This window comes from Rhodococcus sp. ARC_M6 (genome assembly GCF_022810305.1).
In the GTDB taxonomy this organism is placed as follows: domain Bacteria; phylum Actinomycetota; class Actinomycetes; order Mycobacteriales; family Mycobacteriaceae; genus Rhodococcus_F.
Genome location: NZ_JALGQH010000005.1, coordinates 82974 through 103289 on the forward strand (window position 1 = coordinate 82974; position 20316 = coordinate 103289).

The 20316-nt window shown below is 61.6% G+C and carries 20 protein-coding genes and 1 other RNA gene; 10 read left to right on the top strand and 11 right to left on the bottom strand.

What is annotated here, in order from left to right:
• Positions 1–146: 146 nt before the first annotated feature.
• From MTX36_RS08635 to MTX36_RS08645, 3 genes are all read left to right on the top strand, one after another.
• A complete protein-coding gene (locus tag MTX36_RS08635; protein ID WP_243619320.1) occupies positions 147–659 on the top strand; it encodes a DUF222 domain-containing protein in 513 nt (170 codons plus the stop codon).
• Between the two features lie 195 nt (positions 660–854).
• Positions 855–1463 (top strand): HNH endonuclease signature motif containing protein, encoded by a 609-nt coding sequence (locus MTX36_RS08640; RefSeq protein WP_243619321.1) that lies wholly within the window; start codon positions 855–857, stop codon positions 1461–1463.
• Between the two features lie 52 nt (positions 1464–1515).
• Positions 1516–2550, top strand: a complete 1035-nt coding sequence (locus MTX36_RS08645) for an alkaline phosphatase family protein (protein ID WP_243619322.1) — start codon at positions 1516–1518, stop codon at positions 2548–2550.
• A gap of 81 nt (positions 2551–2631) precedes the next feature.
• Here the strand turns inward: MTX36_RS08645 and ssrA are convergent.
• The 3 genes from ssrA to MTX36_RS08660 form a co-directional block, all read right to left on the bottom strand.
• Positions 2632–3002: a transfer-messenger RNA gene (gene ssrA / locus MTX36_RS08650) on the bottom strand.
• 66 nt (positions 3003–3068) lie between these two features.
• Positions 3069–4538, bottom strand: a complete 1470-nt coding sequence (locus tag MTX36_RS08655; RefSeq protein WP_243619323.1) for an SDR family oxidoreductase — start codon at positions 4536–4538, stop codon at positions 3069–3071.
• Positions 4539–4571: 33 nt separating this feature from the next.
• Complete coding sequence (locus MTX36_RS08660; protein ID WP_243619324.1) at positions 4572–5519, bottom strand: NAD(P)/FAD-dependent oxidoreductase; 948 nt, start codon at positions 5517–5519, stop codon at positions 4572–4574.
• A 65-nt stretch (positions 5520–5584) separates the two neighbouring features.
• Between MTX36_RS08660 and MTX36_RS08665 the strand changes: the two genes are divergently transcribed.
• Complete coding sequence (locus tag MTX36_RS08665; RefSeq protein ID WP_243619325.1) at positions 5585–6169, top strand: helix-turn-helix domain-containing protein; 585 nt, start codon at positions 5585–5587, stop codon at positions 6167–6169.
• A gap of 23 nt (positions 6170–6192) precedes the next feature.
• Here the strand turns inward: MTX36_RS08665 and smpB are convergent, their stop codons facing one another.
• From smpB to prfB, 6 genes are all read right to left on the bottom strand, one after another.
• Positions 6193–6669: an SsrA-binding protein SmpB gene (gene smpB, locus MTX36_RS08670; protein ID WP_094272170.1), complete on the bottom strand. Its 477-nt coding sequence runs from the start codon at positions 6667–6669 to the stop codon at positions 6193–6195.
• 80 nt (positions 6670–6749) lie between these two features.
• Complete coding sequence (gene ftsX / locus MTX36_RS08675; protein ID WP_243619326.1) at positions 6750–7655, bottom strand: permease-like cell division protein FtsX; 906 nt, start codon at positions 7653–7655, stop codon at positions 6750–6752.
• Between the two features lie 84 nt (positions 7656–7739).
• Positions 7740–8420 (bottom strand): cell division ATP-binding protein FtsE, encoded by a 681-nt coding sequence (gene ftsE, locus MTX36_RS08680; protein WP_206041267.1) that lies wholly within the window; start codon positions 8418–8420, stop codon positions 7740–7742.
• A 73-nt stretch (positions 8421–8493) separates the two neighbouring features.
• Positions 8494–8973, bottom strand: coding sequence for a hypothetical protein (locus tag MTX36_RS08685; RefSeq protein WP_243619327.1), 480 nt, complete (start codon positions 8971–8973; stop codon positions 8494–8496).
• Positions 8970–9863 carry a mechanosensitive ion channel family protein gene (locus MTX36_RS08690; protein WP_243619328.1) on the bottom strand — a complete coding sequence of 298 codons (894 nt, stop codon included), beginning with the start codon at positions 9861–9863 and terminating at the stop codon, positions 8970–8972. The genes MTX36_RS08685 and MTX36_RS08690 overlap by 4 nt, the downstream gene beginning before the upstream one ends.
• A gap of 18 nt (positions 9864–9881) precedes the next feature.
• A complete protein-coding gene (gene prfB / locus MTX36_RS08695) occupies positions 9882–10988 on the bottom strand; it encodes a peptide chain release factor 2 (RefSeq protein WP_243619329.1) in 1107 nt (368 codons plus the stop codon).
• 142 nt (positions 10989–11130) lie between these two features.
• Here prfB and MTX36_RS08700 point away from each other — a divergent pair, with 142 nt between their 5' ends.
• From MTX36_RS08700 to MTX36_RS08710, 3 genes are all read left to right on the top strand, one after another.
• A complete protein-coding gene (locus MTX36_RS08700) occupies positions 11131–11625 on the top strand; it encodes a carbonic anhydrase (RefSeq protein WP_243619330.1) in 495 nt (164 codons plus the stop codon).
• A 19-nt stretch (positions 11626–11644) separates the two neighbouring features.
• A complete protein-coding gene (gene hisN / locus MTX36_RS08705) occupies positions 11645–12427 on the top strand; it encodes a histidinol-phosphatase (RefSeq protein ID WP_243619331.1) in 783 nt (260 codons plus the stop codon).
• 125 nt (positions 12428–12552) lie between these two features.
• Positions 12553–14058 (top strand): multicopper oxidase family protein, encoded by a 1506-nt coding sequence (locus MTX36_RS08710; RefSeq protein WP_243619456.1) that lies wholly within the window; start codon positions 12553–12555, stop codon positions 14056–14058.
• Here MTX36_RS08710 and MTX36_RS08715 read toward each other — a convergent pair.
• Entirely contained in the window at positions 14052–14690 is a 639-nt protein-coding gene (locus tag MTX36_RS08715; RefSeq protein WP_243619457.1) for a response regulator transcription factor, read from the bottom strand. The two genes, MTX36_RS08710 and MTX36_RS08715, sit on opposite strands and share 7 nt — an antisense overlap.
• The gene (locus MTX36_RS08720; protein WP_279394381.1) at positions 14687–15787 is read right to left on the bottom strand and encodes a histidine kinase; all 1101 of its coding nucleotides are present in this window, start codon (positions 15785–15787) and stop codon (positions 14687–14689) included. The genes MTX36_RS08715 and MTX36_RS08720 overlap by 4 nt, the downstream gene beginning before the upstream one ends.
• 114 nt (positions 15788–15901) lie before the next feature.
• On the opposite strand from MTX36_RS08720, the gene MTX36_RS08725 reads away from it, so the two are divergent.
• The 3 genes from MTX36_RS08725 (at position 15902) to MTX36_RS08735 (ending at position 20273) form a co-directional block, all read left to right on the top strand.
• Positions 15902–17317, top strand: a complete 1416-nt coding sequence (locus MTX36_RS08725; RefSeq protein ID WP_243619333.1) for an acyl-CoA dehydrogenase family protein — start codon at positions 15902–15904, stop codon at positions 17315–17317.
• 28 nt (positions 17318–17345) lie between these two features.
• Entirely contained in the window at positions 17346–18548 is a 1203-nt protein-coding gene (locus MTX36_RS08730) for an acyl-CoA dehydrogenase family protein (RefSeq protein WP_243619334.1), read from the top strand.
• 105 nt (positions 18549–18653) lie between these two features.
• Positions 18654–20273 (top strand): acyl-CoA synthetase, encoded by a 1620-nt coding sequence (locus MTX36_RS08735; RefSeq protein ID WP_243619335.1) that lies wholly within the window; start codon positions 18654–18656, stop codon positions 20271–20273.
• Positions 20274–20316 lie beyond the last annotated feature (43 nt).

The window sequence follows — 20316 nt, forward strand, 5'->3', positions numbered from 1 at the left end:
GCAGTATTCGGAGCCGCAAGCCACTTGGATGGGGACTGCAATGATTTTTTGTCTGCGTCCCCGCGGGGACGCTTTTCGGTGGCCCTTCGAAGTTTGTCGGCACCCCGGTTTACTGTCGAACAAATATTCGAGCCAGGGGGTTGGCGATGGACACGGTAGAACTGGGCAGAACTACAGACAGATTTACCGAGAGTGCCACGGACAAAGAATCCGAGAGGGCCGCCGTCGACAACATCGGTGTCGAAATCTGCGCGCTCGCCGGCCAGATCGCGGCGGCCACGGCCCGTTTCCTCACCCTCCTGGGCGACTTCGACGAACAACGCGGCTGGACCGGTCCCGGACTTCACTCCTGCGCCCACTGGCTGTCCTGGAAATGCGGGCTCAGCCTGCACACCGGACGCGAATATGTTCGCGTCGCCAAAGCACTCCGCCCATTGCCGAAGATGCAACGAGCATTCGAACAAGGCCAGTTGTCGTATTCCAAGGTGCGCGCGCTCACCCGAGTCGCAACCCCGGCCAACGAAACGCAAATGGTCCGCATGGGCCGCGAGGCGCCCGCCGCCCAGATCGACCGCCTTGTCGCCGGCCTCCATACCGCCACCGATAGAGAAGCTGAGCGCAGAAAATCGCCGGATCGCTTCCAGTTGCGCTGGCATTGAGACCCCGACACCGGAGATTTTGTCGTCAAAGGCCGCCTCCCGGCCCAAGACGGCGCCCGTCTCCTCGCCACACTCACTGCCGGCGAGCGCGAACGCATCCGCACCGCGCCTGACTCTTCTGAGCCGGAAGAACCTGTTACACAAGCGAATGCAGCCAAGAAACCGCCGGGAGATATCGGACCCGCACTCCTGGTGATGGCTGACATCGCCGCAGCAGCAGTCGCAAACCCCGCAACGGGAGCCGGCAGCGCCGCCGAAATTGTGTTCTTCCATGAACACGCCACCATCCGGATACCAGGTGGGCCGGCGCTCCCCGAGAACGATGCGGAGGAAGTACTCTGCAACGCCCGCCTCCGACTGGCGAAAACCAAAAAGGGCCGCGTCCTGAGCCTGGGCCTACGGACCCGTGTCACAAGCGCCAAACAGATGCTGGCTCTGACCTACCGCGACGGCGACTGCCGCACACCGGGTTGTGGACGCACCAGATTTCTACACGCTCACCACGTCCGATTCTGGGGGCGCGGGGGAAAGACCGATCTCGACAATCTGATTTTGCTGTGCGCCACGTGTCATCGGGCTTTGCACCGCGACCAATTCACGATCACTGCGCTCGGTGATCAACAGTTCGAGTTCCGCACGCCTGACGGAGATCTCATTGCCCCAGCGCCGCCAATCAGCGGCCGGGCAGATCAAATCCTGCGCGGCGACATCCTCGACGACGCGATCGTCCCGAACTGGGGAGGTGAACCACTGCACCTGGACCATGCAGTCAGTGTCATTCTCGACAGTTGGGCCCCGAAATAGACAATCGGATCATCCTCACATTCCGGTAGTGCACGGGCTTAGGCTCCCACGCGTGAACCAGAAAATCGCACGTACCTCAGTCGCTCTCACATTCCTCCTCGCCGGCGCGGTAGTCGCCGGAACTATGACTGCCGCAGCCAGTCCCGGCTCATCCGCGCTCACTCCGGCTGCCACCCAGAAGACGGTAGTCATCGGACTCGACGGCACAATGCTCAGCCACATCAAGACCGCCGATGCACCCAACCTGCACAAGCTGATCGCCGAAGGAACCAGCGGAGAATCGTCCATCCTCGGCCACACCACCATCTCCGGACCGTCGTGGTCCACCATCCTCACCGGTGTCTGGGACACCAAGCACCGCGTGATGGACAACACGTTTGCCGGCGCTCGCTACGATCTCTACCCCACCGTCTTCACCCGGATCGAAGCAGCCAACCCCGCCCTGCTGACCGAGTCGATCTCCACCTGGGGCGGCATCAACAACATCGCATCCAGCGGCACTCCGAAGGCCGATCTCGTCATCACCACACCCGACGCCGGATCGATTGCTGCCACAGACATTGCGACGGCAAACGCAGTCGTTGCTGCCATCACAGACAGAGGCCCAGACCTCATCTTCACCCAACTGGATCAGGTCGACGGTGCAGGGCACGCTGCCGGCACCAACGGACCCGGATACAAAAAGGGCATCGAGACTGTCGACGTAGAAGTCGGAAGAATCATCAACGCCGTCGATGCCCGAGCCGCGAAGACCGGCGAGCAGTGGACGGTCCTCGTCACCGCCGATCACGGTCACAAGCCGTGGGGCGGCCACGGCGGACAATCCGCAGCAGAGGCAACCTCATTTGTGATCGCACGCGGCGCCGGATACACGGCGGGCAAGGCCACCGGCGACTACACGATCGCGGACATTACCCCGACCATTCTGCGGAGCCTCGGCATTACAGTGCCCGCAAACCTCGACATTACCCCGAGCATTCTGCGGAGCCCCGGCATTGCAGTGCCCGCAAACCTCGATGGAAAGCCTCTGACGAAGGAGGCTCCCGGCTTTACGGGTTCCGTCGACCTTGGATTCTTCGGCTCCTGATCGACAACCATTGACAACACAAGAGCCACCGACAACACAAAAAGGTCGGGCCGGAGAGTGTGAACTCTCCGACCCGACCTGTTGTGGAGCTGCCGGGAATTGAACCCGGGTCCTACGTTGAATCGCTAGGGCTTCTCCGTGTGCAGTCTGCTAAGTCTCTACTTGGATCTCCCAGTCTCGCAGACAAGCCAGGATGACGATCCCAGTCACTGTTTGATGTCCCATTCGACTCCGTGACCGAGCCGAACAGTAAAGCCCTCTAGCTGATGCCAGGAACCGGGTCGAGGGCAACCCCGGGCTGACAGACACGCTTCGCTACTTAGGCAGCGAGAGCGTAGTCGCGCTGATTGGAATCGGCGCTTATAGGTTTGCAGCGACGCTTACGGTGGTCTCTTGCCTGCACCGACACGCTTCCCCTAACTCAACACACGCAGTCGAAACCGTTCAGCCCCGTGTGTGCCCCGCGTCTTTCGTGGGGCCACCTACTATAACGCGCCGACGTTCGGAAGTCATACCAATTAATTGGCACGTTCTGCTGCCCCGGTGATGTTGGTGATCATGCCCTGGAAAACGACACCGTGGAAGGGCAGGATCGCGTACCAATACATCCGTCCGGCGAGACCACGGGGGAAGAAAACAGCCCGTTGATCGAGGTGAGAACCACCATCCGTCCCCTCGGATACGCGCAACTCCAGCCACGCTCCCCCGGGCACTTTCATCTCCGCTCGCAGTCGAAGCAATCTTCCGCGATCGATTTCTTCGACACGCCAGAAGTCCAAGGCCTCACCGGTATTGAGCCGACGCGGATCTCGCCGCCCTCGTCGGAGTCCGACACCGCCGACCGCGCGATCCATCCACCCTCGAATGGCCCACGCCAAAGGGAATGAGTACCAACCGTTCTCACCGCCGATGGATTCGACGACCGACCACAGAGTTTGCGGATCTGCAGCACAGGCGCGTTCCCGATGGTCGACGTACACCGTTTCGCCGGCCCAATCAGGATCCGACGGAAGCGGATCCGACGGCGCGCCCTCGATCGAGGCGCCCGACCAGGCCGTCTCGACCTCACCGTTCTCGATCTTGCGCAGGGCAAGCCGGACCGCCTCACGGTAGGGAGTCAGCCCGGTCTTCGGCGGTGGGATGAAGCCATCGATATCGTGGTCAGCCATCACCGCGTCGTTCTGCAGTGACTCGATGAGTGGCATCGCGAGACGTCGCGGAATCGGCGTGACCAGCCCCACCCAGTGGCCGGCAAGTCTCGGCGTCAGCACCGGAAGCACCACAATGCGCCGACGCACCAACCCGGCGACGTCGGCGTACGTGTTCATCATTTCGCCGTACTGCATAACGTCCGGCCCTCCGATATCGAAGGCGCGATTGATAACAGGCTCCACCGCCGCTGCCGCTACGAGGTAGTGAAGAACGTCCCGCACCGCGATCGGCTGAATATTGTTGTGCACCCACTTCGGAGTAGTCATCACGGGAAGTCGATTGGTCAGGTGACGCACCATTTCGAAGGATGCGGATCCCGACCCGATCACGACCCCCGCTTGGAAGACGATCGTCGGCACTTCGGAGGCGAGCAGGATTTGGCCGACTTCGAGTCTCGACTTCAAATGCGTCGACAACTCTCGGTCCGACGGATGCAGACCGCCGAGATAGACAATCCGTCGCACGCCTGCGGCAGCTGCGGCCGTAGCCACATTCTCCGCACTGCGTTTGTCGACATCGGAAAACGCGCCCCCACCGCCCATCGCGTGCACGAGGTAGTAGACCACGTCAACATCGTCGAAAACACCTGCGAGGGAATGCTTGTCGGTCAGATCACCGCGCACGATCCGAGCTGAATCACGCCACGGAACATCGCGTAACTTCTCGGGACTACGCACCAGAACCCGAACCTGGTGCCCCTCCTCCACGAGGCGGGGTGCCAGTCGTCCGCCGATGTAGCCGGTCGCGCCTGTGATCAACACTCTCACTGCGTCCATCACCCCACCGTACGCAGCAACATCATCAGTGTCTCAACGTCTCAGCGCAAGTGCATCCTCGAGATCGTCCGTTGTCAGCGCCATGTTCATGGCCGCACCGGCCTTGGCTCCGGCCGCCGCAGCCATGATGACCTGCGCACTCGGATCGACGACGTTGCCCGCTGCCCATACCCCGGGAACGCTCGTGGCACCCATGTTGTCGGCAATCACGAACTCGCCCATCAGGTTCGCGGCGCGCTCCGCCCCGAAGGCGCGCAGGATCGAGTCATTGGGATCCATCGTGATCGCGCCGCCGACAAAGATCGCCGACCGGGCGACGGCGGTGCCGTCCACCAATCGGATGCCGACGAGGCGATCTCCCTCGATCACCGGACCAGATACCTCGCCTTCCACGATCGAAATATCTCGAGCTGCAAGCTTTTCCCGGTCCTCGGCACTCAACTCTGCAATCCGATGCAGGAAGAGGACAACGTCGTCGGACCACTGACGGATCATCAGTGCCTGATGCATTGCAAACTCTGCATTCTTGCCGATCACGCCCAACGGCTGATCGCGGACTGCATATCCGTGGCAGTACGGGCAGTGCAAGACGTCTTGCCCCCAGCGCTCCCCGAACCCGCGGAGTTCTTCCGGTAGGCGGTCGGTCAAACCGGTAGCCACGAGAACCTTGCGCACGGAAATCCTTGCACCGTCGGCAAGTTCGATCGAGAACCGCGCACCGTCACGGGTGACGGACACGACGGTTCCATCGTGAAATTCGCCGCCGAACTTCCGAACCTCACCGCGCCCGACGGTCAAGAGTTCAGCCGGGTTCATTCCGTCCCGCGAGAGGAATCCGTTCATGTGCGCCGCGGCTGCGTTGCGTGGCGTGCCGTTGTCGAAGACCACGACCGCCCGTCGGGTCTGGCCCAGGATAAGTGCGGCGTTCAGCCCTGCTGCGCCGCCACCGATTACTGCTACGTCATAGGAGTTCTTCGTCATAAATCCAGACTGACACCAGACCTCAGTATTGACAAACCCCCTTGCTAGTTTGGCAAACTAGGTCCATGACCGACACAACGTTCGAAACCGTCCTCGCTGGAATCGGGCCACGCCTCCGCACCCTGCGTCAGCAGTCGGATATGACCTTGGCCGAGCTGTCCGAAGCAACCGGCATCAGCGTCAGCACGTTGTCACGCCTGGAATCCGGCAGCAGAAAAGCGAACTTGGAACTCCTGCTCCCCATCGCCAAGGCCCATGGTGTGCCATTGGACGACCTGGTCAACAGTGGCATCGACGACCCCCGGGTTCGAGAGGAACCTCAAACCGTCGGAAACATGACGATCATCCCCCTGACCAGCCAGCCCGGAAATCTGCAGGCCTACAAAATGATCCTGGCACCCACCGACGACATCCGCGACCCCGGCACACACGAAGGGTACGAATGGCTCTATGTGCTGTCGGGTCGGGTCCGGCTCCAACTCGGTGATCGCGATTTCGTGATGGGAGCCGGCGAGGCCGCCGAGTTCGACACCCGAATCCCGCATCGATTCTCCGCCGCCGACGGCAGACCAGCGGAGATCATCAGCCTGTTCGGCAAGCAAGGCGAACGAGTGCACCTGCGAGCCGCGCCTGCTGATCGGCGCGGCTAGAGACGCGAGCGGCTGGAGACCTACTACCCGCGCATTCCCTTGATACGACGGCCCAGCTCGCGGGTCACCTCGCGCTCAGCGGTGCGTTTGGCCATGTCCTGGCGCTTGTCGTAGTCCTGCTTACCCTTCGCGAGAGCCAGCTCGACCTTGACCTTGCCGTCGACAAAATACATCGACAGAGGAACCAGTGTCTGGTTTCCCTCGCGGGTCTTGCCCACAAGATGCTCGATCTCACGCTTGTGCAGCAACAGTTTTCGAACGCGCAGCGGCGAATGGTTGGTCCAACTACCCTGCGTGTACTCCGGGATGTGCAGCGATCGCAGCCACACCTCACCGTTGTCTACTGTTGCGAATGCGTCGACGAGCGACGCTTTTCCTTCGCGCAAACTCTTGACCTCGGTGCCGACGAGCGCGATTCCGGCTTCGTAGGTATCGATGATGGTGTAGTTGTGACGCGCTTTGCGATTGGTCGCAATGACCTTGCGGCCCTGTTCCTTCACTGTCCGGGCCTCTCAGTCCGCTGTCTATCTTCTCGAATATCTATACTTCTGGCTCCAGCATAGAAGCTCACGCAAACTGATTATTCCCGGACGTACAGACGCAAGGTGATGTACGACGTGATCGCTGCCATTCCCACGCCTGCGAGAACCAGGAACGGCGAGACGAACAGGATGTCACTGTTGGAAATCCGGGCGACGATGTTGGCTTCGTACACGTCGGCCAGCACACCGTCGATGAAGACATTCTTGGCTGTGAACAGTCCGGCAATGGCAAGCACTGCACCGATCAACGCGGCAACCATGGCTTCGAGGAGGAATGGAAGCTGCGTGTACCAACGCGTCGCGCCCACCAATCGCATGATGCTGACCTCGGTACGCCGCGTGAATGCCGCGATCTGAACCATGTTGGCAATCAACAGAATTGCAGCAACTGCCTGAACGATGGCAATAGCGAACGCAGCATTGCGGACTCCCCCGAGAACGCTGAACAGACGGTCCACGAGCTCACGCTGGTTGAGAACGCTCTCGACGCCCGGCCGGGTACCGAAGGAGTCGTTGATGACACCGAATCGCTCCGGATCACTGAGCCTGACCTTGAACGACGCCGGGAAACTGTCGGGGCTCACCAGGGCCGCCAGCTCGGGTTGGTCCTTGAACACTCGCTCGGTGGCATCCTTCACCGCGTCGTCGCGGTTGAGGAACTGGACCGCCACCACCGACGGAGTCTGCTCGAGTTCTTGTCGCAGGGAACTGCAGATTTCCTGCTCACAACCGGGGTCCGTCGACGAAATATCGTCGGTCAGAAAAATCTGCACCTCAACTCGCTCGAGGAAGATCTGCTGCGTCTTGCCCGCCATCTGCACGACGAGCAGTCCGCCACCGAAGAGACCCAACGAAATCGCAGTCGTCAAGATCATGGCGATAGTCATCGTGATGTTGCGGCGCAGGCCGGTCAGGACCTCGCTGAAAATAAAACTGGCGCGCATCGGGGAATCCGATTCCTTCTCGAATAATCGGCCGCTTCACAGCAGCCGGCGGGCGTACGGGATGAAAGGTAGAGCCGTCGGCGTTTATCTGCCAACGCCGTACACACCCCGCGCTTCGTCTCTGCTGACCTTGCCGAGATCGAGTTCGATGACGCGTCGACGCATGGAGTCGACGATGTGGTGGTCGTGGGTCGCCATGACGACGGTGGTTCCCGTGCGGTTGATCCGCTCGAGAAGAAGCATGATGTCCTGGCTGGTTTCGGGGTCCAGGTTGCCGGTGGGTTCGTCGGCGAGCAGAACGAGCGGACGGTTGACGAAGGCTCGTGCAATTGCGACGCGCTGCTGCTCACCGCCGGACAGTTCGGTCGGAAGGCGATCAGCTTTTCCGGACAGACCCACCATTTCGAGGACCTCGGGGACGGTTCGGGCGATCACGTTTCGCGGCTTGCCTATAACTTCCAAAGCGAAGGCGACGTTCTCGGACACCGTCTTCTGCTGGAGCAACCGGAAATCCTGAAATACGCATCCCATGCTCTGGCGAAGCTTCGGAACTCGACGCGCTGCCAACTTGTTGACGTGGAATTCACCGACTTCGATATCGCCCGACGTGGGCGACTCCATCTTGAGGAGTAGGCGCATGAAGGTCGACTTGCCGGAGCCGGAGGGGCCGATGAGGAAGACGAACTCCCCCTTCTCCACCTCCACACTGACGTTGTCGAGCGCCGGCCTGGTGGAGGCCTTGTAGGACTTCGACACATTCTTCATGCTGATCACAACAAGCCAGTCTAGCCGTTATATAACAGTGACCTTGGAGCAACGCGCTGCGACAGTGCCCGATTTACTGCGTTTCGGTGGTTGTCGGAGCTTGTGTCAGTGGGGGCGTCGTGGTGGTCGCAGTGGGCGTCGTAACGCCGGCCTGACCCGGATTCTCCGGTACCTCCTCGGGAACCGGCGGAGGTCCCGGTGGTACACCGGTAGTCGTCGAAGCTCCCGGAACCCTTTGGGTGATGGATTCACCGGTGCTGGTGGGCGTGGACTCCGTGGTGGTCGGCACCGCGGTGGTTGTTGTCGTCGCACTTGGTGTCGACGTATTTTCCCGCGGCGACACGTTCGGCTCCGGCACCGACGATTCAGCAGCAGGTACCGGCGCTGCCGCCGGCACTGCCGGGTTGAAATACGAGTGAGCGAAACCGGCGAGAAGCCACGCCACGATCAAGATGAATGTGGACGTCCGTATTCGGCCGCCGAACAACTTCGCCGGCAACCAATCCAGATGCAAGAATTTTTCGATACCACGACGAGGTTCCTGATCGGTCATTCGCTCGCCTCCTCGGCACTGGCCGTACTGGCTGTATGAATTCCGGGTGTGACGGTGATTCCTTGCCGCCGCAATGCCGCAGCAACGCGAACTCGCAATGCACGGCTCACCTGGAACTGCTTGCCGGGCAGTGTGCGCGCGACCATCCGAATCATGACCTGGTCGACTTCGAGGCTTTCGACGCCCATGACCGTCGGCTCGTCGAGGAGCAGTTTCTTGAGCCCACGATCGGCCATCGCGTCGACTCCGACCTGACGCAACACCTCGTTGACCCGGGTGAGATCGGCCGTTGCCGGAACCGGGACGTCGATGACGGCACGCGCCCAATCCTTGGACAGGTTGGTCGCTTTCACGATCTGGCCGTTGGGGACGGTGATCACTTCGCCGTCCGCGTTGCGCATCCGTGTGACACGCAAGGTCACGTCCTCGATGACGCCTTCGGCATCGTCGGACGAACCGGTAATGGCCAGTCGCACGGTGTCACCGAACCCGTACTGGCGTTCGGTGATGATGAAGAATCCGGCCAGAATGTCCTGTACCACCCGCTGCGCGCCGAAGCCGAGCGCCGCACCGAGAACCGTCGCCGGAGCAACCAGACTTCCGATCGGCAGGTTCAACTGGTCGAGCACCTTCATCGTCGCGATGACGTAGATGAACGTGATGATCACCCACGTGATCACCTGCGCTACCGAATGGCGATGCTTGGTGGCCTCCGAGCGGACCAGCGCGTCACCCAACTGATAGTTGGAGTCGATCTGATCGGTGACCTTGTTGCCGCCCCAACTGACAAAACGAGCCAAGAGCAACGCTCCGAGCACGGTTGTCAGAATCGACAACCCATCGTCCTTCAGCCACGCGACCAGTGTTTCACCTGGTTGCAGAAAATTCATCGTGCCTTTCTGTAAAAGCTATGTGGTCTGGTCTTCGCTCATGCGCCAGCGGATGCCGGCCTCGAGGAAACCGTCGATATCGCCGTCGAGCACTGCCGACGGGTTGTTGACCTCGTACTCGGTACGCAGGTCCTTGACCATTTGGTACGGGTGCAGCACGTAGGAACGCATCTGGTTACCCCACGAACTGCCGCTGTCACCCTTGAGGGCATCCATCTCGGCGCGCTCTTCCTGACGCTTGACGGCCAGCAACTTGGCCTGCAGGACGCGCATCGCGGACACCTTGTTCTGGAGCTGCGACTTCTCGTTCTGACACGTCACGACAATGCCCGTCGGGATGTGCGTCAGGCGTACGGCGGAGTCGGTGGTGTTCACGGACTGACCGCCGGGGCCCGAAGAGCGATAGACGTCGACGCGGATGTCGTTTTCGTTGATCTCGATGTGGTCGGTGGTCTCGACCACCGGCAGGACCTCGACCTCGGCAAACGACGTCTGACGACGACCCTGGTTGTCGAACGGACTGATCCGGACTAGCCGGTGCGTACCCATCTCCACGGACAGGGTGCCGTAAGTGTACGGACCCTTGATCGCGAAGGTCGCACTCTTGAGACCGGCTTCTTCCGCATACGACGTGTCGTAGACCTCGACGCCATAGTCGTGCTTCTCAGCCCAGCGGATGTACATGCGCATGAGCATCTCGGCCCAGTCCGCAGCATCGATGCCACCGGCACCGGAGCGGATGTTGATCAGCGCGTCACGCTCGTCGTATTCGCCCGAGAGCATCGTCTTGACTTCCATGGCCGCGATGTCCTCGCGCAGGCTAGCCCGCTCGGCGTCGGCGTCGGCAAGGGCGTCGTCACCCTCGTCCTCGGCCAACTCGTAGAGAATCGGCATCTCGTCGAGCCGCTCACGCAGCGCGACGATACGACGCAGTTCTGCCTGCGCGTGCGAGAGAGCGCTGGTGACCTGCTGGGCGTGGTCCTGGTCGTTCCACAGGCCCGGATCGGCAGCCTGATGCTCGAGCTCGTCGATGCGTCGGCGCAGCTCTTCGACGTCCACAACCGATTCGCAGGTGCGAAGAGTGGTGTCGAGCGCGTTCAGGTCTGCAATTACGTCAGGATGCACGGTTCTCAAGGCTACCGGGTGTCACCGACAGCCCTGTCGCCTATCACCCTTCTGATCAGCAAGACGCGAACCCTTGCGGTCGAGTCGGCGAAAGCACCTACTGGAAAGGGAACAGTCCGCACTCTCGAAAGGCACGTCCGAGATGACCGTCACCGATGAATACCTACAGAACAATGCCGCCTATGCGGAGCAATTCTCCGGGCCGCTCCCCCTACCACCCAGCAAGCACGTCGCAGTTCTGGCCTGTATGGATGCCCGCCTCGACGTGTATCGAATGCTCGGCATCAAAGAAGGTGAATCACACGTCATCCGCAACGCGGGCGGTGTGGTCACCGACGACGAGATCCGCTCGCTGGCAATCAGCCAACGACTCCTCGGTACCACTGAGATCATTCTCATCCACCACACCGACTGCGGGATGCTGACGTTCACCGACGACGCCTTCAAACGTTCCATCCAGGACGAAACCGGAATCAAGCCGAATTGGTCTGCCGAGTCCTTTACCGATGTGGAAGAAGATGTCCGTCAATCCCTGCGACGCATCGAGAGCAGTCCGTTCATCACCGCGACGACCTCACTTCGAGGTTTTGTCTTCGACGTCGCAACCGGAAAGCTGAACGAAGTCACTCCTGGCTGAGCCGGTAAGTTGTCTACCCGTGACCGATCTTGCTTCCGACCTTGCACTGGCCCTCCGTATCGCGGACGAAGCTGACGCGATCACTCGCGCCCGCTTCGGCGCACTCGACCTTCGGGTGGACGACAAGCCCGACCTCACGCCGGTATCCGACGCCGACCTCGCCGTCGAGCGGGCCGTGCGCGCAACTCTTGCGGAACAACGGCCGGGCGACGCCGTCCTCGGTGAAGAGTTCGGCGGCGACGCGATCTTCGAAGGTCGACAGTGGGTGGTCGACCCGATCGACGGCACCAAGAACTTCGTGCGCAACGTCCCGGTCTGGGCAACCCTGATCAGTTTGCTCGAGGACGGCGTACCGGTCGTGGGCGTTGTCAGCGCACCGGCACTGAACCGGCGCTGGTGGGCAGCAACAGGTTTGGGCGCATTCACGTCGCACGACAGCGCCGATGCTCGCCGCATCCAGGTCTCGGCCGTCGACCGCAGCGAATCTTCGAGCCTGAGCTTTTCGAGCCTGTCCGGATGGAAGGACCGCGGTATCCGCGACCAGTTCATCGAACTCACCGACCATGTCTGGCGAGTACGCGGCTACGGCGACTTCTTCTCCTACTGCCTCGTTGCGGAAGGCGCAGTGGACATCGCTGCCGAACCCGAGGTCTCACTCTGGGATCTCGCCGCCCTGGACGTACTGGTTCGCGAAGCCGGTGGCGTGTTCACCGACTTGGGCGGCGGCGCCGGCCCACACGGTGGCAGTGCCGTCGCGACCAACGGTTTGCTCCACGAGGCTGTGCTGGCGCGCCTGCGGTAGCAAAACTTTGAGCGGTCCGCAAGGGTCCGCGGGAGGATGCGCGACGGGTCCGCAAGCAGGATTCGGCAGATCCGTCATCCCCGAACACTGGAAGTAGTCGATCACGTACTACTTCCAGGAGCATGATGAACCGGATTTCCAGACGCACAATCCTGTGGGGCTTTGCAGCCGCACCGCTCGGACTCGCGCTGGGTTGCACTGCCGGTCCGAAATCGCGAGGTGCAGAACCAGGCGCATCACGTCCCCTCCCCGTCCCGCCGCTGGCACCGTCAATCGTCGACAGTTCGGGCGTACGCCACTTCACACTCAGCGCCGGCGCGGGGACCACAGAAATTGTCGCCGGAAAGCTCACGGATACCTGGGGATTCAACGGCTCGGTCCTGGGACCGACCATTCGGGCGAAACGTGGAGAGTCGGTGGCATTCACCATCGACAACACCCTCGACGAGCCGACGACCGTGCACTGGCACGGCATGCACCTCCCCGCCAAGTTCGACGGCGGACCGCACCAGACCATCGAGGCAGGCGGACGCTGGGAGCCTGAGTGGACAATCGATCAGCCTGCGTCGACGCTCTGGTACCACCCGCATCCACACGGCGCCACCGAACGGCACGTGATGCGAGGCCTGGCCGGTCTGTTCCTGATCGACGACGCCGAGACCGATGCCCTCGACATCCCGAAAACCTATGGACTCGACGATGTTCCGATCGTCATTCAGGATCGACGATTCACCGCTACCGGTGCCTTCGACGAATCCGACCCGACGGACGTCGGACTGCTCGGCGACACCATTATCACCAACGGAATTTCCGACGCCTACCTCGACGTCACCACGGGCACAATACGATTGAGATTGCTGAACGGTTCATCCGGGCGCCTCTACAACCTCGGATTCCCCGACGACCGGGCATTTGATCTGATCGCTACCGACGGCGGCTTGCTCGAATCTCCGATCAGTGTAAAGCGAATTCAGCTCAGCCCCGGTGAGCGTGCCGAGATCGTCGTCCGCATCGACCCCGGAGCCACGACAACTCTGACGTCGTTCCCGATCGAGGACGGCGGTGGGGTAAATCGTTCTGACGCAGCCGGTTACGGAATGAATGATCGCTTCGATATCGTGCAACTGCGCGGAACCGGTACCCGAGTTTCCCGTTCGGAACTACCGGCAAAACTGGCTACGATCGCGCGAATCGATCCGACTGCAGCAAGCGTTCGCCGAGAGTTCGATCTCCAGTGGTTCATGATCAACAACCAACGAATGGATATGAACCGCATCGATTTCGAGGCAGAAGTGGGTTCCACCGAAGTGTGGACTGTCACGAACAAAGACAACTGGCCGCACAACTTCCACGTTCACGACGTTCAGTTCGAAGTCCTCGATGTGGACGGCCGCACCCCCCCGCCCCACCTACGCGGACTCAAGGACACCATCTATACCCCACCGGGAAGCCGCATCCGCTTGGCCTTGAAGTGGTCCGAGTACAGCGATCCGACGTTTCCGTACATGTTCCACTGCCACCTACTGATGCACGAGGACCAGGGAATGATGGGACAATTCCTCGTCCTCGAACCGGGACAGAAAAGCACACCGATGCAGATGGACATGCCGATGGATATGCCGGGTCACTGACCTCGCTGCAGGTAGTAGACCGCGAGGCGAACCCGATTGTCGCAACCCGTCTTCGACATCAGGTTCGCCACGTGCGTCTTCACCGTCGTCACCCCGAGATGAAGTGCATCCGCGATTTCCTGATTGCTTTTGCCTTCGGCAACCAACGCGAGAACCTGCGTTTCACGGTCGGTGAGCGGAACTGCTGCCACCACAGTGGATTCAGCCTGCCCGCCGAGCACCGCGCGATCCACGACACGGCGCAGTAGCTCGGGTGAGAACACCATCTCACCTTCCGCTGTTCGGCGGATACCGTCCAACAGTTCGGACGGTTCTGTGTCCTTCACCAAGAATCCGGCCGCCCCGGCCGCGAGTGCCGGATACAGGTGATCGTCGTCGTCGAATGTGGTCAGCACGAGGATTCTGGCACCGCGGCCCGACTTGACGATCTGCTGCGTCGCACCGATTCCGTCGAGGCCAGGCATACGCAGATCCATGAGAATGACATCCGGGTCCAGCTCAGCGGCCAGCGCGATCGCTTCCACTCCGTTCGTTGCTTCGGCCATCACCTCGATGTCGTCGGCAGATTCACACAGCATCCGTAGGCCGGCGCGAACCAAGCGCTGGTCATCGACGATCAAGACTCCGATCACGAGTTGCTCCCGGGGATCTTCACGTGCACTTCCCATTTCCCGTCACCTTGTTCGCCGAAGGTCATCGAACCACCTACTAACTGCACGCGCTCCTGCATCCCGATCAAACCGTGTCCCGGCTGATGGAGCGGCCGCACAGGCGAGTTGACCACGCGCACTTCGGCGCCCTGCCCGACTCGGCGTACCGATACCGCAACGGTGACAGTCGGGTCACCATGCTTCATGACGTTCGTGAGCGATTCCTGAACAACCCGAAGCAGCGTCAACCTGCCGATCGCGTCGAGGCCGGTGATGTCCGCGTCGATGGCCGCATCGACGTCGAATCCTGCGGCCCGCACTCGTTGAACGGCCGCCTCGAGTTCCGAAGCGACAGCCGTCGGTTCCACCAGTGCAACTTCGCTCAGCGATGGATCACGCAGTGCGCTCAGCAAACGTCGAATGTCGGCCAGAGCGTCGGACGCTGTCGCCCTCACATCGGAGAACACCTCTTGCACGGCTTCATCCTGGGGTGCCAATACATGTTGAGCGACACCAATTCTCAGGACGATTGAAGCCATATGGTGGGCGACGAGGTCGTGCAGTTCCCTCGCGAGAGCACTTCGCTCGGCTGCGCGGGTATGCACTTCGGCTTGGGCTGCCAACTCTCGCTGCGAACGCAGATACAGCCCGAGCAGCAACGGCAGCCCCACGTACGCAAGCACTTTCACCGCCGTCGTCACCGACCACATACTCTCGTGCGGTTCGAACCAGATGCCGGCCAGGACCGCAGCACTCCACCCGGCCACAGAGACCACAATCAAGTCACGCCGCGCAGCGCGCATCGTGACGTCCACAACGGCGACGGCGCCGAGATACGGGACAAGTTCCGACAAGCCCCACGCATCGACCCCGAACATCGGAACAGCCAGAGCCGAGATGGCGAGCGACGCAGTTGTCGGCCAACGGCGACCTGCCACGAACACCAGTGCCGCCGCCACCGAGAGCGCCCAGTACGACGCGGGCACTCGGTACTCCCCCGGATACGTGCTGGCGAGCAGCAAGCACGGCACCAATACCAGTGGCGCGTATCGCGCTAATCCCTGGACTCGGTCTGGCATTTCCGTCCGCTTCACCAGTTGAGCCTAGAACGAATTCTCAGGGTTTCTCGACAACGCTCCTTACTCCTGAGTAAGATAGTGATCGTCCAATGCCCCGACACCGAGAAACAGCTGGTGATCATGACCAAGCAAGACAGTGTGGCCCCAAGCAAGAGCCATGCCACGGCGCAGCCCCGCGACACGTCCGCCGTCGGACTGAACCCGATCAAACGGGACGCAATGGGCGCAGCCATGCGTGTGCTTACCAAGATCACCGGTTCGGAGTTCGCAGACAAGTTCAACCTGCGCCAGACGATCGATCGCGTGACGTACGAGAGCACCAAGACCGGCTTCAAAACCCTCGGTGCCGCCACTCGCGGCTTCAAGAAGGTAGCCGGCAACGACGCGCCCAAGCGTCTGGCCGACAACCCCACCAAGAACGCCGATTACTTCGATCTGACCCCCGACGAAGATCAGAAGATGATCGTGGAAACGGTCCGCGACTTCGCGTCCGAGATTCTGCGTCCGGCAGCACACGACGCCGACGGCGCTGCCACGGCTCCCGCGGATCTCTCGAAGCGAGCTGCCGAACTCGGCATCACGCTGATCAACGTTCCGGAAGAACTCGACGGTGCAGCCGCCGACCGCGGAGCGGTGACCAATTCTCTTGTCGCCGAGGCACTTGCGCATGGCGACATGGGTCTCGCCCTGCCAATCCTCGCACCGAGCGGTGTTGCAGTTGCCCTCACCCAGTGGGGCACGGACGCTCAGCAGAAGACGTACCTCCCCGCTTTCACCGGCGAGCAGGTGCCCGGCGCAGCAGTCGTCGTCAACGAGCCTCGCGCGTTGTTCGACCCGTTTGCCCTGCAGACCAAGGCTGTTCGCTCCCCCAGCGGATACAAGCTCAACGGCGTCAAGAGCCTCGTACCCGCCGCAGCCACCTCCGAACTCTTCATCATCGCCGCAGAACTCGACGGCAAGCCGTCGTTCTTCATCGTCGAATCCGACACCAAAGGCTTGATTGTCGAAGCCGATCCCAGCATGGGTCTGCGCGCCGCCGGACTGGGCCGCTTGATCCTCACCGACGTCTCGGTTTCCCAGTCTGCGCTTCTCGGCGACGGCGACGCGGATCAGCGCAAGGCCGAATATGCCGACGCGATTCGCCTGGCACGCTTGGGTTGGGCGTCGATGGCTGTCGGCACCAGCCAAGCCGTCCTGGACTACGTGATTCCGTACGTCAACGAGCGCGAAGCCTTTGGCGAGCCGATCAGCCACCGTCAGGCAGTTGCCTTCATGGTGGCCAACATCGCCATCGAACTGGACGGCATGCGCCTCGTCACGCTGCGCGGTGCGTCACGTGCCGAGCAGGGACTGTCCTTCGCTCGTGAATCCGCTCTCGCCCGGAAGTTGGCTTCCGAGAAGGGCATGCAGATCGGCCTCGACGGCGTACAACTCCTCGGTGGACACGGGTTCACCAAGGAGCACCCCGTCGAGCGCTGGTACCGCGATCTTCGTGCCATCGGCGTTGCCGAGGGCATCGTCCTTATCTGACGCCGCTGACCTTCCAAGGAGAACCACGATGATCAATCTCGAACTTCCCCGGAAGCTCAAAGCATCTGCGAACCAGGCACATCAGGTCGCGGCTCAGATCTTCCGGCCCATCTCGCGTAAATACGATCTGGCCGAACACGAATACCCCGTCGAACTCGACACCATGGCTGCCATGGTTGAGGGCCTGTCCGACTCCGGTGGAGACATCGGCGGCGCTGCCGGTGGCCGCGCCGATTCCGGAAAGACCGGTAATGCCAACGGCGGCAACATGTCCGCTCTGCTCAACTCGCTCGAAACTTCCTGGGGCGACGTCGGCCTCATGCTCTCGATCCCCTATCAGGGTCTGGGCAACGCGGCCATCGCCGCTGTCTCCACCGACGAGCAGCTAGAACGCTTCGGCAAGGTGTGGGCGTCGATGGCTATCACGGAACCGAGTTTCGGTTCGGACTCGGCAGCCGTCACCACCACCGCAGTTCTCGACGGCGACGAGTGGGTCCTCAACGGCGAGAAAATCTTTGTCACCGCCGGTGAGCGTTCTACCCACATCGTCGTATGGGCGTCAGTCGACAAGTCGAAGGGCCGCGCGGCAATCAAGTCGTTTGTCGTCCCGCGTGACGCTCCGGGTCTGAGCGTCGCCCGCCTCGAGCACAAGCTGGGCATCAAGGCTTCCGACACAGCGGTGCTCCTGCTTCAGAACTGCCGCATCCCGGCCGACAACATCCTCGGTAGCGCCGAGGTCAACGTGGAGAAGGGCTTTGCCGGCGTCATGCAGACGTTCGACAACACCCGCCCACTGGTTGCCGCCATGGCTGTGGGCGTCGGCCGCGCAGCCCTCGAGGAGCTTCGTAGCATCCTCACCGAAGCCGGAGTCGAGATCTCTTACGACACACCGGTATACAACCAGCATGCTGCCGCCGCCGAGTTCATTCGCCTGGAAGCCGATTGGGAAGCCGCCTACCTGCTCTCCCTGCGCGCAGCGTGGATGGCCGACAACAAGAAGCCCAACTCTCTCGAGGCTTCCATGTCCAAGGCCAAGGCCGGTCGCACCGGTACCGACGTCACGCTCAAGGCCGTCGAGTTGGCGGGCACCTACGGCTACTCCCAGCGCCCGTTGCTCGAGAAGTGGGGCCGCGACTCCAAGATTCTCGACATCTTCGAGGGCACGCAGCAGATTCAGCAGCTCATCATTGCGCGACGTCTGCTCGGAAAGTCGTCAGCTCAGCTGAAGTAGCAGTTTCCCTACCACTCGCCCCCGCCGCTGATCCACCGCGGCGGGGGCTATGTGCGCGTTAGGGTGGAGGACCGCACCATTGCGACGCCCGAAAGAGGTTCACGGATGCCTGGATTGGTCACTAAAGTCACGGACACCATCGGAGCTGCCGGGGTCATGATCCGGGCCGGACTGGTTCCGTTTCCGCGCATCGACAAAGGCTTGAAGTCCATTGCTGCAGTGGACAAGTACGGACCATTTGCCGGACCGGTGCACGCGCACGCCGAGAACGGCCTCGATGCCGTGGCCATCATCGACGAACGTGGACCGATTACCTATGCAGAACTGGAACGGCAGAGTAACGCGCTGGTCCGGGCGTGGCAGGCCGAAGGCATCACCGCCGATTCAGTGATGGGTGCGATGTGTCGCAACCATCGTGGCCTGGTGCTCACGATGCTGGCGGCCGCCAAGAACGGCACCAAACTGGTACTGATGAACACCGGATTCGCCCGTCCCCAACTGGTCGACGTGGCTGCCCGGGAAAAGGTCGTCGCCTTTGTCTACGACGACGAATTCGCCGACATCGCCGATGCGCTTCCGACCAGCGTGAAGAAATACCGTTCCTGGGCAGAAGTGCCGTCCACCGTTCACTCCCTCGACGACGCCATTGCCGGGCGCGGCACTTCCGCTGTCCCGGCACCCTCAACGAACGGCGGATTCGTCCTCCTCACGAGTGGCACTACCGGCACACCCAAGGGAGCGCCCCGCGGCCATACCTCCCCGTTGGCGTCGGCGCAGTTCCTCGACCGAGTCCCGCTACGCCGCGGCCAGACCATGATGATGGCGGCACCGGCATTCCACGGCACCGGCGTCTCTCAGTTCGCGCTCGCGCTGGGTTTGGGCCAGACGGTGGTGATGCATCGGAAATTTGATCCCGAGAACACCGTCAAGCTTGTCGCGCAACACAAATGCGACAGCCTCGTAGTAGTTCCCACGATGTTGCAACGCATCATCGACCTCGGGCCGGCGGTGTTGTCCAAGTACGACACATCGAACTTGAAGATCGTCTTCTCGGCCGGAGCGTCACTGTCCCCCGATCTGTGTAAGCGCGTGACCGCATCCTTCGGCTACGTGCTCTACAACCTGTACGGGTCCACCGAGGTGGCTGTCGCTACCGTGGCAACGCCGGAGGATCTGACAATCGCACCGGGCACCGCCGGCCGTGCGCCGGTGACGTGTCACGTCGAACTGTTCGACGAGAACAACCAGAAGGTCACCACGCCCCACACCATTGGGCGAATTTTTGTCGCCAGTGGCCTCAGCTTCGAGGGTTACACCGACGGCAGAGACAAGGAACGCATCGACGGCCTCCTCTCCACCGGCGACGTCGGGCACTTCGACGCCAACGGCCTGCTCTTTGTCGACGGACGAGATGACGACATGATCGTCTCGGGCGGCGAGAACGTCTATCCACTCGAAGTCGAGAACCTACTCGCCGACCGCGAGGACGTGTTGGAAGCGGCAGTGATCGGGGTGGAGGACGCGGACTTCGGGCACCGCCTGCGCGCGTTTGTTGTCATCGCACCCGGAGCAGACAAGAACTCCGAAGACCTCAAAGCTCACGTCCGCTCCAACTTGGCGCGTTACAAGGTGCCCCGCGACATCGTCTTCATCGACGAACTCCCGCGCAATGCCACCGGAAAGCTGTTGCGCCGCGTACTGATCGAGATGGAGATCGACAAATAAAAAAGAACCGCCGCACTGGAATCCAGTGCGGCGGTTCTTTTTT

Bases quoted from the DNA above. Each gene is read 5' to 3' on its own strand.
- MTX36_RS08700 (WP_243619330.1), top strand. From the start codon at position 11,131: ATGACCGTCACCGATGAATACCTACAGAACAATGCCGCCTATGCGGAG.
- MTX36_RS08720 (WP_279394381.1), bottom strand. From the start codon at position 15,787: ATGCCAGACCGAGTCCAGGGATTAGCGCGATACGCGCCACTGGTATTG.
- MTX36_RS08640 (WP_243619321.1), top strand. From the start codon at position 855: ATGGCTGACATCGCCGCAGCAGCAGTCGCAAACCCCGCAACGGGAGCC.
- MTX36_RS08660 (WP_243619324.1), bottom strand. From the start codon at position 5,519: ATGACGAAGAACTCCTATGACGTAGCAGTAATCGGTGGCGGCGCAGCA.
- ftsE (WP_206041267.1), bottom strand. From the start codon at position 8,420: ATGAAGAATGTGTCGAAGTCCTACAAGGCCTCCACCAGGCCGGCGCTC.
- MTX36_RS08685 (WP_243619327.1), bottom strand. From the start codon at position 8,973: ATGACCGATCAGGAACCTCGTCGTGGTATCGAAAAATTCTTGCATCTG.
- MTX36_RS08735 (WP_243619335.1), top strand. From the start codon at position 18,654: ATGCCTGGATTGGTCACTAAAGTCACGGACACCATCGGAGCTGCCGGG.
- MTX36_RS08730 (WP_243619334.1), top strand. From the start codon at position 17,346: ATGATCAATCTCGAACTTCCCCGGAAGCTCAAAGCATCTGCGAACCAG.
- MTX36_RS08710 (WP_243619456.1), top strand. From the start codon at position 12,553: ATGAACCGGATTTCCAGACGCACAATCCTGTGGGGCTTTGCAGCCGCA.
- MTX36_RS08665 (WP_243619325.1), top strand. From the start codon at position 5,585: ATGACCGACACAACGTTCGAAACCGTCCTCGCTGGAATCGGGCCACGC.
- MTX36_RS08655 (WP_243619323.1), bottom strand. From the start codon at position 4,538: ATGGACGCAGTGAGAGTGTTGATCACAGGCGCGACCGGCTACATCGGC.
- MTX36_RS08635 (WP_243619320.1), top strand. From the start codon at position 147: ATGGACACGGTAGAACTGGGCAGAACTACAGACAGATTTACCGAGAGT.
- ftsX (WP_243619326.1), bottom strand. From the start codon at position 7,655: ATGCGCGCCAGTTTTATTTTCAGCGAGGTCCTGACCGGCCTGCGCCGC.
- MTX36_RS08690 (WP_243619328.1), bottom strand. From the start codon at position 9,863: ATGAATTTTCTGCAACCAGGTGAAACACTGGTCGCGTGGCTGAAGGAC.